16 protein-coding genes are annotated in these 18,111 nt (G+C 60.7%); 10 read left to right on the forward strand and 6 right to left on the reverse strand.

What is annotated here, in order from left to right:
- The coding region (locus MMS95_RS20295) for a beta-lactamase (protein ID WP_242142175.1) at positions 1-752 on the forward strand (752 nt) is incomplete at its 5' end.
- 26 nt (positions 753-778) lie between these two features.
- On the opposite strand, the gene MMS95_RS20300 is transcribed toward MMS95_RS20295, so the two are convergent.
- Positions 779-1,687, reverse strand: a complete 909-nt coding sequence (locus tag MMS95_RS20300; protein WP_021505436.1) for a LysR family transcriptional regulator — start codon at positions 1,685-1,687, stop codon at positions 779-781.
- Positions 1,688-1,789: 102 nt separating this feature from the next.
- Between MMS95_RS20300 and MMS95_RS20305 the strand changes: the two genes are divergently transcribed.
- Entirely contained in the window at positions 1,790-2,944 is a 1,155-nt protein-coding gene (locus MMS95_RS20305; protein WP_242142177.1) for a serine hydrolase domain-containing protein, read from the forward strand.
- 44 nt (positions 2,945-2,988) lie between these two features.
- Here the strand turns inward: MMS95_RS20305 and MMS95_RS20310 are convergent, their stop codons facing one another.
- Together MMS95_RS20310 and manA are read right to left on the reverse strand one after the other, a co-directional pair.
- Positions 2,989-4,521, reverse strand: coding sequence for a YdgA family protein (locus MMS95_RS20310; protein WP_242142178.1), 1,533 nt, complete (start codon positions 4,519-4,521; stop codon positions 2,989-2,991).
- 141 nt (positions 4,522-4,662) lie between these two features.
- The gene (gene manA, locus MMS95_RS20315) at positions 4,663-5,841 is read right to left on the reverse strand and encodes a mannose-6-phosphate isomerase (RefSeq protein WP_015377769.1); all 1,179 of its coding nucleotides are present in this window, start codon (positions 5,839-5,841) and stop codon (positions 4,663-4,665) included.
- A gap of 478 nt (positions 5,842-6,319) precedes the next feature.
- On the opposite strand from manA, the gene MMS95_RS20320 reads away from it, so the two are divergent.
- Complete coding sequence (locus tag MMS95_RS20320) at positions 6,320-6,652, forward strand: hypothetical protein (protein WP_021505432.1); 333 nt, start codon at positions 6,320-6,322, stop codon at positions 6,650-6,652.
- A gap of 232 nt (positions 6,653-6,884) precedes the next feature.
- Complete coding sequence (gene fumC, locus MMS95_RS20325) at positions 6,885-8,282, forward strand: class II fumarate hydratase (protein ID WP_004938497.1); 1,398 nt, start codon at positions 6,885-6,887, stop codon at positions 8,280-8,282.
- Between the two features lie 41 nt (positions 8,283-8,323).
- Here fumC and MMS95_RS20330 read toward each other — a convergent pair whose 3' ends face one another.
- Positions 8,324-8,989, reverse strand: a complete 666-nt coding sequence (locus tag MMS95_RS20330) for a peroxiredoxin-like family protein (protein WP_021505431.1) — start codon at positions 8,987-8,989, stop codon at positions 8,324-8,326.
- 103 nt (positions 8,990-9,092) lie between these two features.
- Here MMS95_RS20330 and MMS95_RS20335 point away from each other — a divergent pair, with 103 nt between their 5' ends.
- From MMS95_RS20335 to MMS95_RS20345, 3 genes are all read left to right on the forward strand, one after another.
- Positions 9,093-9,983, forward strand: coding sequence for a LysR family transcriptional regulator (locus tag MMS95_RS20335; RefSeq protein WP_015377772.1), 891 nt, complete (start codon positions 9,093-9,095; stop codon positions 9,981-9,983).
- 1 nt (position 9,984) lies between these two features.
- Positions 9,985-10,674 carry a YafY family protein gene (locus MMS95_RS20340; protein WP_015377773.1) on the forward strand — a complete coding sequence of 230 codons (690 nt, stop codon included), beginning with the start codon at positions 9,985-9,987 and terminating at the stop codon, positions 10,672-10,674.
- 90 nt (positions 10,675-10,764) lie between these two features.
- On the forward strand, positions 10,765-11,133 hold the full coding sequence (locus tag MMS95_RS20345; protein WP_004938508.1) for a VOC family protein: 369 nt from the start codon (positions 10,765-10,767) through the stop codon (positions 11,131-11,133).
- On the opposite strand, the gene tus is transcribed toward MMS95_RS20345, so the two are convergent.
- Positions 11,123-12,061: a DNA replication terminus site-binding protein gene (gene tus, locus MMS95_RS20350; protein ID WP_015377774.1), complete on the reverse strand. Its 939-nt coding sequence runs from the start codon at positions 12,059-12,061 to the stop codon at positions 11,123-11,125. The genes MMS95_RS20345 and tus overlap by 11 nt on opposite strands.
- Before the next feature lie 330 nt (positions 12,062-12,391).
- Here tus and MMS95_RS20355 point away from each other — a divergent pair, with 330 nt between their 5' ends.
- Both MMS95_RS20355 and MMS95_RS20360 read left to right on the forward strand, forming a co-directional pair.
- On the forward strand, positions 12,392-14,188 hold the full coding sequence (locus MMS95_RS20355) for a glycoside hydrolase family 3 protein (RefSeq protein WP_242142180.1): 1,797 nt from the start codon (positions 12,392-12,394) through the stop codon (positions 14,186-14,188).
- Positions 14,189-14,353: 165 nt separating this feature from the next.
- A complete protein-coding gene (locus MMS95_RS20360) occupies positions 14,354-15,601 on the forward strand; it encodes a glycoside hydrolase family 10 protein (protein WP_021505426.1) in 1,248 nt (415 codons plus the stop codon).
- Between the two features lie 51 nt (positions 15,602-15,652).
- Here MMS95_RS20360 and MMS95_RS20365 read toward each other — a convergent pair whose 3' ends face one another.
- The gene (locus MMS95_RS20365) at positions 15,653-16,921 is read right to left on the reverse strand and encodes an MFS transporter (protein WP_176326271.1); all 1,269 of its coding nucleotides are present in this window, start codon (positions 16,919-16,921) and stop codon (positions 15,653-15,655) included.
- 147 nt (positions 16,922-17,068) lie between these two features.
- Here MMS95_RS20365 and MMS95_RS20370 point away from each other — a divergent pair, with 147 nt between their 5' ends.
- Entirely contained in the window at positions 17,069-17,959 is an 891-nt protein-coding gene (locus tag MMS95_RS20370) for a LysR family transcriptional regulator (protein ID WP_044031312.1), read from the forward strand.
- Positions 17,960-18,111: the final 152 nt, after the last annotated feature.

Below are 18,111 nucleotides of genomic sequence, written 5' to 3' on the forward strand. Positions count from 1 at the left end.
CCTCCGGCCTGCCGCTGTTCGTGCCGGACGACGTGACCGACAACGCCCAACTGATGGCCTACTACCGGGCCTGGCAGCCGAAACACCCGGCGGGCAGCTACCGCGTCTATTCCAATCTCGGTATCGGCATGCTGGGCATGATCGCCGCCAAAAGCCTCGACCAGCCGTTTATCCAGGCGATGGAACAGGGGATGTTGCCGGCGTTGGGCATGAGCCACACCTACGTTCAGGTGCCGGCGGCGCAGATGGCCAACTATGCGCAGGGTTACAACAAGGACGATAAGCCGGTGCGGGTCAATCCCGGCCCGCTGGACGCCGAGTCTTACGGCATCAAGTCCAACGCTCGCGATCTGATTCGCTATCTGGACGCCAACCTGCAGCAGGTGAAGGTCGCACAGCCATGGCGCGACGCGCTGGCCGGGACGCACGTCGGCTATTATAAGGCGGGCGCGTTCACGCAGGATCTGATGTGGGAGAACTACCCGTATCCGGTGAAACTGTCGCGTTTGATCGAGGGCAACAACGCCGGGATGATCATGAATGGCACGCCGGCTACCGCCATCACGCCGCCGCAGCCGGAATTGCGCGCCGGCTGGTATAACAAAACCGGCTCTACCGGCGGTTTCTCCACCTACGCGGTGTTCATCCCGGCGAAGAATATCGCCGTGGTGATGCTGGCCAACAAATGGTTCCCGAACGACGATCGGGTCGAGGCGACTTATCGCATCATCCAGGCGCTGGAGAAGCGCTGACAATCAGGGGCGCCGGCGGGGCGCCCCTACCACCGATGCTGCCGTTCACGTTGCTCGCGCATGAAATCGATAAAGGCGCGCAGTTTGAGCGGCAGATGTCTGCCGGCGGGGAAGTAGATGAAAAATCCCGATGCTTCGCTGGCGTAACCCGGCAGCACTTCCACCAGTTGCCCCTGTGCCAGCTCCTGCAACACCGTGCCCTGAAAACGCTGTGCGATACCCAGCCCCGCCAATGCCGCATCCTTGATCAGCCTGTCTTCGTTAAAAATCAAACTGCCGCTGACGTCCAGCGCGCGTTCATCGTCGCCCAGGCTGAAATACCAGGGTTCCAGTTTGCCGCTGCCGGGAAAACGGTAGCGCAGGCAATGGTGCGCGAGCAGATCGTCCGGCGTGGCCGGTGCGCCGCAGCGCGCCAGATAGTCAGGCGAAGCGACCAGCACCCGGCGCTGGCCGTTATCGATCGGCACGGCGATCATGTCCTTTTGCAGCATGGCGTGCATGCGAATGCCGGCATCGAAACTGCCCAGCACCAGATCGGAAAAGCGGTCTTCGGTAAACAGCTCCAGCTGCACCTCGGGATAGCGCCGCTGAAACGCCGCCAGATGCGGCATCACCAGCAGCGAAGCGGCCAACTGCGGCAGCGTAATGCGCAGCAGGCCTGCCGGCTGTGCGCCCAGGGCGCGCACATCGTCCGCCGCCACATCGATCTGGCCCATGGCCGGCGACACCTTCTGATAGAACAACCGGCCTTCGTCGCTGAGGCGCACCGAGCGGCTGGTGCGGTGAAATAACCGCACTCCCAGCTGATTCTCCAGCGCCTGAATGTTTTGCGACACCGCCGGCGGCGTGACGCCCAGTTGGCTGGCCGCGCGGGTAAAGTTGCCCAGGCGTGCCACGGCTTCGAAATAGGGCAGCAGTTGCAGGAGTGAACTCATCTATCAATAACCTCTGCTTAATGATTCATTAAATTATGCCTTATTTTAATTTATGAAGAACGTTTTAGACTGGTTTTACTTTCCCTCAGAGAGATTAAAATCATGTCGGCAATACAACAGGCGTTAACAGAACGGATCGCGGCGATCGATCAACAGGCGATGGCCGAAGGGCGCATCGTCGGCAGCGTGGTGCTGGTGGCGCGGCGGGGCGAAATTTGCTACGCCGGGGCGGCCGGCTATGCCGATCGCGAAGCGCGGCAACCGATGCGGCGGGAAACGCAGTTTCGGCTGTCGTCGGTTTCCAAACCCTATACCACGCTGGCGGCGTTGCGTTTGATTGAGCAAGGCAAGCTGAGCCTGGACGATGCGGTCAGCGACTGGCTGCCGTGGTTTACCCCGGCACTGGCGGACGGCCGGCGCCCGACGATCAAGATCCGTCATTTGCTGAGCCATACCGCCGGGCTGGACTATCGGCTGAACCAACCGCCGGCGGGCGTTTACCATCAGTTGGGGATCCAGGACGGCGTGGAGCTGTCGACGCTGACGCTGGAGCAAAACCTGCGGCTGTTGGCGCAGGCGCCGTTGCTGTCGGCGCCGGGGGAGCGCTTCAATTATTCGCTGGCGATCGATGTGCTTGGCGCGGTGCTGGAGCGGGTGACGGGCATGTCGCTGCCGCAACTGTTTGTCGAATGGGTGGCGCAGCCGCTGGGGCTTGGCAACACCGCATTCCATGCGACGGACGCCGCGAACCTGGCGACGCCGTATTACAACACCCCGCAAGGGCCACTGCGCATGTATGAAGGCCTGCGGGTGGCGCTGCCGGAGGAGATGGCGGGGGGCGAGGTGCTGTTTTCACCCGCGCGGGCGCTTAACGCGGAGGCTTATCCTTCCGGCGGCGCGGGCATGGTCGGCGATGCCGACGACGTGCTGAAGCTGGTGGAAGCGCTGCGCAGCGGCGGGCAGGGCATGTTGCAGCCGGACACGGTGGCGTTGCTGCGCAGCCCGCACGTGGGCGCGCAGGCGCAAACGCAAGGGCTGGGCTGGGGCTTCGGCTTTGGCGGCGCGCTGCTGGTGGATCCAGACGCCGCGCAGACGCCGCAGCACGCCGGCACCCTGACCTGGGGCGGCGTTTACGGCCACAGCTGGTTCTTTGATCCACAGGCGCAGCTGAGCGTGGTGATACTGACCAACACCGCGTTTGAAGGCATGTGCGGCCGCTACCCGCAGCAGATCCGCGATGCGGTTTATGCGGCGTAAATAAAAAGGGCCCCGCAGGGGGCCCTTGTCAGGTTTTCAGGCGATTACTGCGCCGGTGCCGGAGCGGGTTCCGCTTCCTGAGCCGGTTCAGCGTCTTCCGCCGGGGCGCCCAGCATGGCGAACTGGCCGATGAACTCCTGCAGCGACATTTTGTTGCCGTTCAGGTCAACCTGGTTGTCGGCATAGTGGAACTGGCTCGCGATCACGCCGTCTTTCTGGGTGGTCAGCTTGAACATCTGCCCCATGGCCGCCAGGCCCTGCACTTGCTGCTGCGCCAGTTTCTGCGCGTCTTCCGCATTATAGCCCTGCAACAAGGCGGTCTTCGCGGTCACTTCGGTAGCCATCGCTTCCGGAATGGTCAGGCTGAGATCCAGCTTTTTAACCGCCTGAGCGATCAGCTGATCCGGCGATTGTGCCGGGGAGGCAGCCTTACTCGGATCGGTCATCGCCAGATCCAGCGTGAAGACGCTCTCACCCTTGCTGTTTTTCCAGCTCAGCGGGGCGATGCTGAGGCTTGGGTTGCCTTTCAGCAGCATCGGCAGGTTCTTTTGCAGCATCTCGGAGGTCTGCTGTTCGTAGACGTCCGGATCCAGGTTCTCGCCCTGCTGCAGCAGCGCCATGGTTTGGCGGTTGTAGCTGTCGGAGAAGTCTTTCAGCGCCTTGCCGTCGACGTTGTCGATTTTCAGCGTCAGTTTACCGGCACCGAAGTCGTTGCCCTGCACCTTGAGCGCGTCCATGGTGTAGTCGATCTGGCCGCCGATATTGCTGCTGCCTTGCTCGCCAAACTTGCTCACCAGATTGAAACCGTCCAACGCCACGGTATCTTTACCGTCGATCGTCAGTTTGAACTGCTTCAGCGTCATCGTCTGATCGCCGAGCTTCACGCCGAACTTGCTTTCGTTGCTGTTGCCTTTCAGGTTGAAGCCCTGGAAGGTGATCTGCTCGTTTTGGCCGAATTCGTTCGGGCTGGCGAACACGATAGTGTCGCTATTGGCGTCCAGCGCGAATTTTTTCAGATCGCGGGACACATCGGCGTCAATGGTGGCGCCGCTGAATTTCAGCGAAGATTTATCCTTCTGGTAGTCCAGTGGGATAAAGTCGATGGTGGACGCGGTATCGCCGCTGTACGAGATGCGCGAATCGGCGGTAAACAGCGATTTGCCTTTGGTGGTTTCAAACAGACCTTTCACCGCCGGGGTGTTTTCCAGCTCGGTATGCACCGACGCCATGCTCGGCAGCAGGTTGAATTTTTTCAGCTGCGCGAACGGGAACGGACCGTGATCGATGGTTTCCAGGAACGCCACTTCTTCACCGGCTTTCAGCGCCGCGTTTTCGCTGGTATCCGTGCCGTCGGAACGCAGCACATAACGCACTTTACTGCTGAACAGGCCGCGCTGGTAATTTTCATAGCTCAGCTTGACGCCGGCTTTCGGCAGGTAGGCTTTCAGTTGGCCGTTGGCGTTGTCGACGACTTCGCCCATGTGCTGCTCGATCTGTTTCCCGGTGTACCAGGATGCCCCGGTCCATGCTGCGCCAAGAACGACAATGACGCTGACAGCGACTAACGATTTTTTCATAGCTCTGTTTCATCCTTTTTTTCTTATCACCCTCCGTTGCATGGGAGGGGAAAATAGGGGCCGACAAAAAACGCCCGCAGGCGTTTAATTGTGGGGGTAGCTCTCGCTTTCAGCAAGCAATTTGCTGAAATTTATCAACGGTTAGGCCAGCTGGTTATAAACCCGGGCGATGCGGCCGCTGCCGCTGACGTTGACCGGGGATTCGAACGCCCCGATAAAGCAGGATTCGCCCGGTTTGAGCGTCAGGCGTTGCCCGGATTTCTCCAGCGTCGCTTCGCCGGCGACGCAGAACACGATGGCGGCGCTTCGCTGTGCCAGCGCCTGTGGTGCGGCGGTCAAATCGTGCAGTGAGAAGGCGAAATCCTCCACCGGGATCGGGAAGAACAGCTCGTTGCCGCGTTGCTCCGGTTGGGTCAGCAGGCCGGAAGCCGGTTGCGGGCGGAACTGCAGGTTGGCCAGCAGCTCGGGCACGTCGATGAATTTCGGCGTCAGGCCCGCGCGCAGCACGTTATCCGAGTTGGCCATCACCTCCAGCGCCACGCCTTTCAGGTAGGCGTGCGGCGTTTCGGCATACAGGAACATCGCCTCGCCCGGCGCGAGCTGCACCACGTTCAGCAGCAGCGGTGAGAACAGACCGCTGTCGTCCGGATAGAAGCCGGCGATAAAGCGCACGGTATCCCAGGGTTCCCCCTGCTGGTTGTTGAGCGCGGCTTTCAGCACGCCGAGCGCCAGCGATTTTTGTTCGCCACTCATCGTCAACAGGCTGGCGAACAGGGTCGCGAGGTGCGCGGTGTCCGGCTGTTGCAGGAAGGCGGCGATGTCGTGGTGCGCGCCCGCGATCGGTTGCAGCAGGGAAACGATATCGGCCAGTTCGCGAAAGCCGTTCATCGCCAGGAACGGCGTCAGGGCGAACACCAGCTCGGGCTTGTGGTTGGGATCTTTATAGTTGCGTTCGGCGGCGCTCAGCGGGATGCCGGCGGCATTCTCTTTCGCGAAGCCGATCTCGGCCGCCGCTTTACTCGGGTGAACCTGGATCGACAGCGGCTGATCGGCGCACAGCACTTTAAACAGGAACGGCAACTCGCCAAAACGGCTGGCGACGTCGGCGCCCAGCTGTTTTGGCTGGTCTTCATCGATAAGAAAGCGCAGCGAACGCAGTTCGCCGTCGGCGCCCGGCACGCGGGAAGGGCTCTTGGGATGGGCGCCCATCCACAGTTCGGCCATCGGCTGATTATCCGGGTTGGCGATGCCGTAAAGACGGGTCAGCGCATCGTGGCTGCCCCAGGCGTAATTCTGTACCGCGTTGGTCATTTTTTGCATGTCGATAAACGTCCTTAACGTCATTGTCGCACTGGATGACAATAACCTACTGATTTTATACGGTTAACTAAATCTGTGCCGACGACTATCCTACGCCCGCGTCGGCAGGAAAAATCATGGGCGCGATCAAAAAAACGCCGGATAACGTCGCGCCCGGCAATGGGGCCATAGTATAACGTGATAACGATCGGCGTCTCAATTGGCGCGCAGGTCCCAAGGCGACCCGGAAAACCCGCCGATCGATTATTATTTGGCTCAACGGGGATTATTGCCGTTAGCCTGGTCATTCAACGTCATTATTTATTTTTTCAGCATGTCAAACTATGTCGGCTGAATTTATTTTTTACCGTCTGAGCCATTCCCTTATTATTATTCTCGCGCTGCACCGGGCTATCACACGCTGAGCTTAAACCTGGGCGTCAGACCCCTTTACCGTAACGGCTAACACGTCGATTTAACGAAACAAGAGGTCTGTTGCATGAAAACACTGTTGTTGCTGTTGGGGTTTTGCACCGGCGCAGCCCAGGCGGCGGTGATTGTCGCCTATCCCTACGCGGCGCCGCGCGCCGTGGTGATCGCGCCGGCGCCGATCGTCGTCACACCCGCCCCGGTCACGGTTCCCGCCGCGATCGCGCCTGTGGCGTATCCGCTGGCACTCACCGCCGGTGCGGCGGCGACCGGGGCGTATCGGCATCATGAACGGCAGGACGCCTACGACGAGATCAATCATCTGCAGCAGCAACGGATCGATGAACTCAATCATTTACAGGCGCAGCGCATCAATAATTTTAATGCGCGTCATCCGCGTTAATGGTTATCCAGATTTTTATTCTCCAGGCTCATTCCCGGCCGTTTATTTCACCGCGGGTTAACCGGCGGAAAATAACCGCGTCGTTAATGGGTAAAAGAGATGAAACGTGCTGTGAGATAACTCTCTTAATGCGAATAGTTATTATGTCACTATACTGGGAGTGCATGCCGACGTGGGGGGGAGCGCGTCGGCCTAACCCTACAATTTTAGGAATTATGCTAAGGAGATCGTGATGGCAGGCGTTCGTATCGAAAAAGACTCTATGGGCCCCATCGAAGTACCGGCCGACAAGCTGTGGGGCGCGCAAACCCAGCGTTCGTTGGCGCATTTCCGTATTTCCTCCGAAAAGATGCCGACCGCGCTGATCCACGCGCTGGCGTTGACCAAGCGCGCCGCCGCGCAGGTGAACGTGGATCTGGGGCTGCTGCCGGCCGAACGGGGCGCCGCCATTATCAACGCCGCCGACGAAGTGCTGGCGGACAGCCATGCCGACCAGTTCCCGTTATCAATCTGGCAAACCGGCTCCGGCACCCAGACCAACATGAACATGAACGAAGTGTTGGCCAACCGCGCCAGCGAGCTGCTGGGCGGCGTGCGCGGTGAAGAGCGCAAGGTGCACCCGAACGACGACGTCAATAAAAGCCAGAGCTCCAACGATGTGTTTCCCACCGCGATGCACGTGGCGGCGGTGATTGCGCTGCGCGAACACCTGATCCCTGAGCTGAAAGTGCTGCACAAGACGCTGAGCGACAAGGCCGAAGCCTACCGCGATATCGTCAAAATCGGCCGCACCCATCTGCAGGACGCCACGCCGCTGACCCTGGGGCAAGAGATATCCGGTTGGGCGGCGATGCTGGCGCACAATCTGAAACACATCGAGGACAGTATCCCGCACATTGCCGAGCTGGCGCTGGGCGGCACGGCGGTCGGCACCGGCCTGAACACCCATCCGGAGTACGCGGTGCGCGTCGCTAAAGCGCTGGCGGAATTGACCCATCAGCCGTTCGTCACGGCGCCGAACAAGTTCGAAGCGCTGGCGACTTGCGATGCGCTGGTGCAAGGGCATGGCGCGCTGAAAGGGCTGGCGGCTTCGCTGATGAAGATCGCCAACGACGTGCGTTGGCTGGCGTCCGGCCCGCGCTGCGGCATTGGTGAGATTTCGATCCCGGAGAACGAGCCGGGCAGCTCCATCATGCCGGGCAAGGTCAACCCGACCCAGTGCGAAGCGATGACCATGCTGTGCGCTCAGGTGCTGGGTAACGACGTGGCGGTGAACATTGGCGGCGCTTCCGGCAACTTCGAGTTGAACGTGTTCCGCCCGATGGTGATCCACAACTACCTGCAGTCGATTCGCCTGCTGGCCGACGGCATGCAGGGCTTTAACGAGCACTGCGCGGTGGGCATCGAACCGAACCGCGATCGCATCTCCCAATTGCTGAACGAATCGCTGATGCTGGTGACGGCGCTCAATACCCATATCGGTTATGACAAGGCGGCGGAAATCGCCAAGAAAGCGCACAAGGAAGGGCTGACGCTGAAAGCCGCGGCGCTGAAGCTCGGCTACCTGACCGAAGCGCAGTTCGACGAGTGGGTGCGGCCGGAAGCGATGGTCGGCAGCATGCAGAAATAATGACGTCATGCCTAAATGGGGCGCGGTTGCGCCCCGTCTTTTCAAGCCAACATCTCTAGCACCGATAACAGCGCCTGCGGCTCCGGCCGCTGGGTGTAATCGGCGTGCGCTTCGGCGTAGACAATACGGCCATCGCGGGCGATGACGAATCGCGCCGGCAGCGGCAGCGTCCAGCTGTCATCCTGGTTGAACTGCGCCAGATCGAGGCCGAGCCGCTGTTGATACAGGGCGATCAGCGCGTCCGGCAGGCGGTAACGCAGGCCGAACTGGGCCGCCAGACGGTTGCCTGTATCGCTGAGCAACGGAAAAGTGAGATCGTGATCGCGCGTGGCCTGGCGGTTATGCACCGCGCTCTGCGGCGAAACGGCCAACAACTGCGCGCCGTACTGCGTGATGGCGGGCAATGCGGCCTGCAGCGCCTGCAGATCGAGCGTACAGTAAGGGCACCAGATCCCGCGATAGAAACTGACGACCAGCGGCCCTTTTGCCAACAGCGCCGTGGAAGAGCATGGTCGGTTTTCGCTGTCCGACAGTGTAAAGCCGGGCGCGGCGTCGCCGACCTTCAGGGCGCGTTCGGCCACGCCCGACGCGATCTGCGCCTGGATCGCCTCACGCATCAGCGCGTGATCTTGCACCGCGAGTTTGAACGGCAGTTGGTCGGCCTCGAATGCCGCTTTGAAGGCATCGAGTTTGTCTTGCAGTGTCATGCGTTCTCCTGACGGGAATGAGGGGGAGCGCTTATCTTGCCCATTCCAAAATGGCGCGTGTAGACTGCAATAAATGCTAACAGTTATTCCAACAAGGAATGCCATGGGTAAATTTGCCGATTACGAAACCTATGCCTGCGTTTACGAGAGCGGCTCCTTTACCGCTGCGGCGCGGCGGCTGCACGTGGGGCAGCCGGCGGTCTCAAAAGCGGTGGCGCGGCTGGAACAGCAGCTCGGCACGCGCCTGATGCTGCGCTCGACCCACGGCCTGCAGCCGACGGATGCGGGACAGCAGCTGTATCAACGCACCCGGCGTATCCTGAACGAGCTGGCGGAGACGGAAGCGCTGGTGCAGAGCGCCGGCGAGACCCTGAGCGGCCGGTTGCGGGTCGCTTCGGCGGCGGTGTTCGCCCGCATCGTTCCCTTGCCTGATTTGACGGCGTTTATGCGCGCCAATCCACGGTTGCACGTTGATTTGCTGCTGGATGACGGCAATCTGTCGCTGATTGAAGAAGGCATCGATATTGCCCTGTGTGTTGGCGAGTTGGAGGATTCCGGTTTTACCGCCCGCAAGCTGGGTGAGGTAAAGCAATGCGTGATCGGCACGCCCGGCTATTTTGCCGCTGCCGGTATGCCGCAGCGGCCGGAAGATCTGTTGCAGCACGAGATGGTGATTTACCATCGCCGTGGCGGCGGCGAGCAGTGGCGCTTCAGCCGCGGAGAAGAGCAGCGCGCGCTGCGGTTGCCGGGGCGCATGCGGGTTAACGCGGCGGAGTGCGTGCGCGAGTTGGTGCTGGCGGGCTTTGGCGCCACCGTCGCCAGCGAAGGCCTGTTTCGCAGCGAGCTGCAAAGCGGGGCGGCGATTGCGGCTTTAGCGGACTGGCAACTGCCGCCGCTGGCGCTGTGGGCGGTGTTCCCCGGTGGCCATTTCGTCTCGGCCAAGGCGCGAGCCTTTGCTGATTTTGTCCAAACCGCGCTATGCAGGGAGCCGTGATATGTCGCGCGCACAACGTTTACTCGATCTGATGCAGCTGCTGCGCAACCACCGTTATCCGGTGGCGGGCCATGCGCTGGCGCAGACGCTGGGCATCAGCATGCGCACCCTGTACCGCGATATCGCCACGCTGCAGCAGCAGGGGGCGGAAATCGCCGGTGAGGCGGGCGTCGGCTATGTGCTGCGCCCCGGCTTTATGCTGCCGCCGCTGATGTTCTCGCCGGCGGAGACAGAAGCGCTGGTGCTGGGGATGCGCTGGGTCAGCCGCCGCGGTGACAGCCAACTGGCGAGCGCGGCGGGTCAGGCGCTGGCCAAGATCGCCGCGGTGCTGCCGCCGGCGCTGCGGGAGGAGCTGGAGGCCAATACGCTGCTTATCGCGCCGGTTCAGGCGCCGCCGGTGGCGGATGAGATGCGGGTGCTGATCCGAGACACCATCCGCTGCGAGCGCAAACTGCATATCGACTACCTCGATCTGGCGGGGCAGCGCAGCGAACGCCTGCTGTGGCCCTTTGCGCTGGGTTTTTTCGATCAGTTTCAGATGTTGGTCGCCTGGTGCGAGCTGCGTCAGGCCTTTCGCCATTTTCGTCTCGATCGCATTCAGGCCGCCACGCCGCTTGCACAGCGCTATCCGCGTGGCCGGCGGCGGCTGCTGAAAGAGTGGCGCCTCAGCGAGGGCATTGCGGAGCAATAGCGGCACGCTGCTGCCATAAACTGTCAGTCGCGCGCCTTAGTCTGTGCCTATCGGGAACCGGCCGGTTCCCATCACCCAAAGGACAGACCGATGACCCTTCCCAGCATGACCCTGCTTTACGTCGACAACCCGCTCAACAGCGCCGCCTTTTATCAACGCCTGCTGGGGCAGGCGCCGGTGGAGCTTTCGCCCGGCTTTGCCCTGTTCGTGCTCAACAACGGCTTCAAGCTGGGGATGTGGGCCAAACAGGGGGTAAAACCCGCCGCCACGCTGACCGGGGGCGGCGGTGAACTGGGCTTTTTATGCCAGGATCCGCAAGAAGTGGAGGCGCGCTATAACCAGTGGCGCGAACTTGGGCTGACTATCGAGCAAACGCCGACCGAGATGGAGTTCGGTTACACCTTCGTGGCGCGAGATCCGGACGGCCATCGCCTGCGGGTGTATGCCCTCAGCGAGTAGCGTCGTCGGTATACAGGTGCAGACGCGGCACCAGCAGCCGCAGCGGCCTGGCGTCGGGTTTGTAACGGTGTTTCACCGCCTCGGCGTCGTAGTTGAGCAGTTCGCCGATCTTCGGCACCGCGGCGCCGCTTTCAACCTGACACAGGGCGATCAGCGGTAGCGGGCAGGGGTGCTGCACCTGTTTTTGCTGCTGCTGATACCACACCCGGGCGATCGGCTGCACTTTTACCGGCCGTTTGATCTTCAGCGTCGCCTGCTGCGGCAGCCGGCTGACGTCGTCGATCTCACGGCTGACCAGGGCGGCCCACTGTTCACGGCTGTGCGGCGGCACCGCGCGGCCGGCTTTCAGGCTTTTCTCCAGCTGCGCCAGAATGTCGTCCCGCTTGACGTTTTTGATGATGTGCTTGTTGGCCCAGCCGAAGCGCACGGAGTCGGGATTGGTCAGGGCGGTGAGGGTGCGATAGGCGCTGAGGGTAATCAGCCCGTGCAGATGGGTGTGCACGAACTCGAAACGCTGCTCCGGCGCCAGGCCGGAATCGACGGTGATAATCTGCTCCAGTTCGCCCTTCAGGCGGTTGATCAGCGCCAGCTGCGTTTGCAGCGCCTGATACTCCGGTTGCTCCACCGCCAGACAGATGACGCCGGGCAGGCGCACGGCGGCCTTGCTGCTGACATTCTCCCGGTTGTGGTGAATGAACAGCCGCTGATAATGCTCCAGCGCCAGATCGCGCGCCGCTTGCCCCACATGCTGCTCGACCGCGATATGCGAAATGGCCTGATGTTCCTGGCCTTTTTCAACCTCCGGCAGGCTGAACACCCGCGCCGCCAGCAACCGCAGCGGGGCGATCTGCTGCTGCAACGCGCCGAGCGCCTGCTCCAGCTCGTTAAAGCAGGCGTTCATTCGGCCAATCACATCGTATCTGCTCATCGCACACCCCCATATTAGTTACAACATACTATAGAAGAGTGGCCGACTGGGGGCAACATAGGCAAACGAAGAGGGAGCGGCTTCACTGGCCACCCGGCTTGTCAGCGAAAAATACGCCAGAGGGACTTCTACAGCAGGGCGCGAAATAGACTTTGCATTGGTATGGGTTTGATTCATTGATGGATTTTTTCTGTTGGTTGATATTTTGTTTGATCCATTTTCCGTTTGCCGTTGTCCAATTGCTGGAACAAACAGAATGGCAGGACGCTATGAGCCCCTCGGGTTATCTTTTCTTCTGTCATTAACGGGTGCTTTAAACGGAGGTTTACTGTGGATATTAAACAGAAAGTCAAAAACATGACGCTGGAAGAGAAGATCGGGCAAAAAATCATGCTGGATTTTCGCTACTGGGATCAGAACGGTAGCGGCAATCAGGATATGACCGTTCCCGATGCAGCCATTGGCAAGCTGATCACCGATAACCACATCGGTGGGGTGATCCTGTTTGCCAATAATCTGAAAGACAAGCAGCAGATCAAAACGTTGACGGCCTGGTATGCCGCGCTGAAAACCCACGCGGGCGTTCGTTTGTTTATTGGCACGGATAACGAAGGCGGTAACGTTTTCCGGCTGCCGCGCGGCGACTACGCCTCATTCCCCGGCAATATGGCGCTGGCGGCGGCGATCGAGGGCGGTGCGGATAAACAGCTCGCCGTTGAACAGGGCAAACTGATGGCCCAGGATATGCGCGCGTTGCATATCAATACCAACTTTGCCCCGGTCGTGGACATCAACACCAACCCGTTCAACCCGGTGATTAACGTTCGCGCCTTCAGCGATGATAAGAACACCGTTGCCCGCCTGGCGGAAAACATGGTGGCGGGCATGAAACAGCAGGGGCTGATCACCGCGTACAAACACTTCCCCGGCCATGGCAGCACCTCCACCGACTCGCATACCGGTTTGCCGCGCGTCGATCGTACGCGGGAAGAAGCTTTTGCCATTGATATCGCCCCTTATAAACAGGCCATCGATCGCTGCGCGGCGCCGGATATGGTGATGACTGCGCATATTCAGTACCCCGCACTGGATAACAGCCAGATCGACACCCGCAACGGTGAAAAAATCACGGTGCCGGCCACCATGTCGCGCGAAATCCAGACCCAGATCCTGCGCAATGAGCTGGGTTATGCCGGCGTAATGATTTCAGACGCGCTGGATATGGGCGCGATTGCCGAGCATTTCAGCCAGCAAACGGCGGCTGAAAACGTCTTTACCGCCGGGGTGGATATTGCTCTGATGCCTGTCAGCATCGCCTCGCCGGCGCAGGCGAGCCTGCTGCCCGAGCTTATCCGCTACATTGCGCAGCGGGTGAAAACCGGGCATCTCAGCGAGGCCGATATCGATGCTTCGGTCGAGCGCATTTTGCGCCTCAAATTGCGCCATCACCTGATGGGCCATAGCGATAAACCCTGTTCCCACGACGTTTCGTCCTCCGCGCATCAGCTAGAGAAACGGATTGCCGATCGTTCCATTACCGTGGTTATCAACCGTCAATGTCTGCTGCCGTTAAAGGACAAAGCGCTGCGCTACTTTATTCTGACTCCGTGGGGCGAGCAGGCCAAAGGCATTGCGAACGTGATGGCGCAGGAGGGCTATCAGAACGTCGTGGCCGCGAAGGAAACGGAACTGAGCGACGCCCAGGTCAGGGAACATATTGCCGGCTGCGACGTGTTCTTGCTTGGAACCCTCTCAACCCGCTTTACGCCTGCCGAGCAGGATGGGGTCGTGACCGCCGCAACCGGGGCGGCTAATGACAGCAGCCCTTACCCGGGCTGGCTGAAATACGCCGCCGAGCAGGGGAAAAAATGCGTTCACCTCTCATTGCGCGCGCCTTACGATATCGTGAACTATGCCGCAGACGTGGATGCGGCTGTCGCCACCTATTCTTACTACGGGTATGACAGCGGCGTATGGCGTGGCCCTTCGATGATATCGCTGGCGCAGGTGCTGACGGGGAAAATCAGACCGCACGGAAAACTGCCGGTTAATACCTGGCATGACTACGATGAGCAAACCAATACCGGCAAGGTGGCGTTCCCTCGCGGGACGGGGCTGAGCTGGTGATGGGATAAGGAGAGGCGTCGCCAGAAAGGGCGGCGCCGGTCGCTGGATGGCGTTGATAAAGCGGGCGGTTTCTTGCTCCGCACGCCGCGACATGGGATAACCGTCACTCACGGAAGGAGAACATTTATGCCGACAGGCGCAACAAAACTAGGCGGATGGCTGTTGATGGCCGCCATGCTGGGCGTGAGCGGATGCGCCAAACCCCCTGAGCCGGAAAAGCCTCCGCAGCCTGTACCGCCGGCAACGCCGATGCGGGGCATCTGGCTGGCCACGGTCATTGGCTTGGACTGGCCGCCGGCGGCCTCGCTGAAAGCGGAATCCACGCAAGAGCGGGTGCGTCTGCAGAAGCAGGGGCTGACGGACGCGCTGGACGACATGGTGAAAACCGGGATTAACACGGTGTATTTTCAGGTTAAACCGGACGGCACGGCCCTGTGGCGTTCTGACATCTTGCCCTGGTCGGAGGTATTGACCGGCACCGTGGGCCAGGACCCCGGTTATGATCCGCTGGCCTTTATGCTGACAGAAGCGCACCGACGCGGCATCAAAGTGCATGCCTGGCTGAACCCTTATCGGGTTTCCATGAATACCCGACAGCAAACGATTGATGCACTCAATCATACGCTGCAGTCGCCGCCGGCCAGCGTCTATGCGCTACATCCCGACTGGATACGCACCGCCAGCGATCGCTTCGTGCTCGACCCCGGCCTGCCCGAGGTGCGCAACTGGATCACCGGCGTGGTGGCTGAAGTCGTCAAAAACTACGATGTCGACGGCATTCAGTTTGACGATTATTTCTATTACGAAACGCCGCAATCGCCGCTGGATGATGAAAAGACGTATCGCGCATACGGCAAAGGGTTTGCAGACAAGGCCGACTGGCGAAGAGACAACACGCTGCAATTGATAAAACAGGTTTCCGCCACCGTCAAAGCACTGAAGCCCGCGGTCGCGTTTGGCGTCAGCCCGGCGGGCGTATGGCGAAACAAAGCGGACGATCCTGCCGGTTCGGCGACGCGGGCCGGCGCGCCGTCGTACGATACGGCCTATGCCGATACGCGCCAGTGGGTCAAACTGGGGCTGCTCGACTATATCGCACCGCAGCTGTATTGGCCTTTCGATCGTGAAATTGTTCGCTACGACGTGCTGGCCAACTGGTGGGCCGAGGTGGTGAAAGACACGCCGGTTCGGCTCTATGCCGGGGTGGCGCTGTATAAAGTGGGCACGCCATCGGCCAGCGAGCCGGCCTGGACCGTCGACGGCGGCGTCCCCGAGCTGAAAAGGCAGTTGGATCTCAACGAGAGCCTGCCGGGGATGGGGGGAACCATCCTGTTCCGGCAACGTTATCTGACCGAGCCGCAAACGGACAAGGCGGTGGAGTACCTGCAAACTCGCTGGAAACCCGGTCAATAATCACGGGCTCTGGCATGACGAGCCGCGGCTAACCACCGCGGCTTTTTCCATTCACAGGCGCGCCGCTTCCGGCAGCCGTTTCAGGTAATGCACCACCAGCAGCGCCAGCAATAGCATCAGGCTGATAAACGCCGCCACGCCATTCCAGCCGAAGCTGTGCCAGAACACGCCGCCCAGGGTGCCGGCCACGCTGGAGCCGACGTAATAGCAGAACAGATACAGCGACGACGCCTGGCCTTTGGCGCGGCGCGCACGGCGGCCGATCCAGCTGCTGGCCACCGAGTGGGCGGCGAAGAAACCGGCGGTGAACAGCATCATGCCGATAAAGATCGCCGGCACCTGCGGCAGCGCGGTAATCAGGATCCCGATCAGCATAATCACGATCGACGCCAGCAGCACCGGGCCGCGCCCGAAGCGCGAGGTGAGCGCGCCGGCCTTGGGCGAACTGTAGGAGCCGGTGAGGTACACCACCGACAGCAGGCCGACGGTCGCCTGGCTCAGGTGATAAGGATCCGCCAGCAGGCGATAACCGATGTAGTTGAACAGGGTGACGAAGCTGCCCATCAGCAGGAAACCTTCCGCGAACAGCAGCGGCAGGCCCTTATCGTGCCAATGCAGTTTGAAGTTGATCAGCAGGGTGCGCGGGCGCAGCGAGCTGGCGCGAAAATGCCGCGAGGCGGGCAGGATGCGCCAGAACATGCAGGCGGCGGCGAGGGCGAACAGACCGATGACCCCGAGCGAGACGCGCCAGGAGAAGAAGTCGGTCAGCACCCCGGTCACCAGACGGCCGCTCATGCCGCCGATCGAGTTGCCGCTGATGTACAGCCCCATCGAGAAAGCGACGAAGCTGGGGTGGATCTCTTCGCTGAGGTAGGTCATGCCGACCGCGGCGACGCCGCTCAGCGACAGGCCGATCAATGCGCGCATCAGTAAAATGCCGTGCCAGCTGGTCATAAAGGCGCAAATCAGCGTGCAAACCGCCGCCAGCAGCAGCGCCACCACCATCACCGACTTGCGGCCGATGGCGTCGGACAACGGCCCGGTGAACATCAGGCCGATCGCCAGCAGGCCGGTGGAGACCGAGAGCGACAGGCTGCTTTCCGCCGGCGAGACGCCGAAGTCTTGCGACAGCACCGGCAGGATCGGCTGCACGCAGTAAAGCAACGCGAAGGTCGCCAGCCCGGCGGAAAACAGCGCCAGCGTGACGCGCATAAACTGCGGCGTGCCGCGTTCGATATAGGGGAGTTTATTGTTGAGGGTGGAGCGTTTTACTTTTGGCGCAGCGGCCGCGTCATCGTTGGCGGCCAGCGTCGACGGCATCACGGCCGCAGAACGCACAGGGGTTGTCACAGCGTTTCCTTACCGAACTTCGGGGAGATAAACAGACACTTTGCAGATAACAAAATGATAGGGAGCGGCGAATTTTTTGTCTAATATATTAATAATTACAATTAAGACTTTTTAAATATGAATATCGAGTTGAGACACCTGCGTTACTTTATCGCCGTGGCTGAAGAGCTGCATTTTGGCCGCGCCGCCGAGCGGTTGCGCATCTCCCAGCCGCCGCTCAGCCAGCAAATTCAGGCGCTGGAAGAGATGGTCGGCGCGCGGCTGCTGGCGCGCAACAACCGCAACGTCAGTTTGACCCAGGCCGGGGAGATGTTTCTCAAAGAAGCCTATCAGGTGCTCGATCAGGTCGGGCGCGCGGCGGAAAAGGCGGCGCGCCTGGATCGCGGCGAACTGGGGGAAATGACCATCGGGTTTACCTCTTCCGCGCCCTTTATCGGCGTGGTGGCGCGCAGCCTGCGCGCCTTTCGCCAGCAGTCCCCGCAGGTGCACATCAAGATGCGCGAAATCAACACCAAACAGCAGATCGAACCGCTGCTGAACGGCGAACTGGATCTGGGGGTGATGCGCAACACGCGACTGCCGGAAGCGCTGCACTACCAGCTGCTGCTGCGCGAACCGCTGGTGGCGGTGGTGCCGGAGGGGCATCCGCTGGCGGAAACGCCCGGCGGCGCGCTGCGTTTTCAACATCTGGCGCAGGAGCCGTTCGTGTTCTTCTCGCGCGAAGTGGGCACCGCGCTGTACGACGAAATTCTGCTGCTGCTCGGCAAGGCCGGCATCACTCCATATATCACCCAGGAAGTGGGGGAAGCGATGACTATCATCGGGCTGGTCTCCGCCGGGTTGGGAGTCTCGATTCTGCCGGCGTCTTTCGCCCGGGTGCGGGTGGACGGCGTGCGCTATTTGCCGCTGGCGGAGCCGGACGCCACCACCGAAGTGTGGCTGGTGCACCACCGCCGGCGGCCGTTGACCGCGGCGGCGCAGTCGCTGATGGCGTTGATGCTGAAATGACGTTGAGCTTGGGCAAATAAAAATCAATTCACGCTGAAATTGCGAGGAATTTGTGCAGCAAATCACATAACGAATCAAATAGTTGACGCTGTATGACAAAAGCCCCACCATAACCCCTAGTCTTTATTTAGAAGCGCGAAAAATAGTAGGAG

This window comes from Serratia sp. PGPR-27 (assembly GCF_022678525.1).
Taxonomy (GTDB): Bacteria; Pseudomonadota; Gammaproteobacteria; order Enterobacterales; family Enterobacteriaceae; genus Serratia; species Serratia nematodiphila.

Bases quoted from the DNA above. Each gene is read 5' to 3' on its own strand.
- MMS95_RS20300 (WP_021505436.1), bottom strand. From the start codon at position 1,687: ATGAGTTCACTCCTGCAACTGCTGCCCTATTTCGAAGCCGTGGCACGC.
- MMS95_RS20305 (WP_242142177.1), top strand. From the start codon at position 1,790: ATGTCGGCAATACAACAGGCGTTAACAGAACGGATCGCGGCGATCGAT.
- MMS95_RS20310 (WP_242142178.1), bottom strand. From the start codon at position 4,521: ATGAAAAAATCGTTAGTCGCTGTCAGCGTCATTGTCGTTCTTGGCGCA.
- manA (WP_015377769.1), bottom strand. From the start codon at position 5,841: ATGCAAAAAATGACCAACGCGGTACAGAATTACGCCTGGGGCAGCCAC.
- MMS95_RS20320 (WP_021505432.1), top strand. From the start codon at position 6,320: ATGAAAACACTGTTGTTGCTGTTGGGGTTTTGCACCGGCGCAGCCCAG.
- fumC (WP_004938497.1), top strand. From the start codon at position 6,885: ATGGCAGGCGTTCGTATCGAAAAAGACTCTATGGGCCCCATCGAAGTA.
- MMS95_RS20330 (WP_021505431.1), bottom strand. From the start codon at position 8,989: ATGACACTGCAAGACAAACTCGATGCCTTCAAAGCGGCATTCGAGGCC.
- MMS95_RS20335 (WP_015377772.1), top strand. From the start codon at position 9,093: ATGGGTAAATTTGCCGATTACGAAACCTATGCCTGCGTTTACGAGAGC.
- MMS95_RS20340 (WP_015377773.1), top strand. From the start codon at position 9,985: ATGTCGCGCGCACAACGTTTACTCGATCTGATGCAGCTGCTGCGCAAC.
- MMS95_RS20345 (WP_004938508.1), top strand. From the start codon at position 10,765: ATGACCCTTCCCAGCATGACCCTGCTTTACGTCGACAACCCGCTCAAC.
- tus (WP_015377774.1), bottom strand. From the start codon at position 12,061: ATGAGCAGATACGATGTGATTGGCCGAATGAACGCCTGCTTTAACGAG.
- MMS95_RS20360 (WP_021505426.1), top strand. From the start codon at position 14,354: ATGGCCGCCATGCTGGGCGTGAGCGGATGCGCCAAACCCCCTGAGCCG.
- MMS95_RS20365 (WP_176326271.1), bottom strand. From the start codon at position 16,921: ATGCCGTCGACGCTGGCCGCCAACGATGACGCGGCCGCTGCGCCAAAA.
- MMS95_RS20370 (WP_044031312.1), top strand. From the start codon at position 17,069: ATGAATATCGAGTTGAGACACCTGCGTTACTTTATCGCCGTGGCTGAA.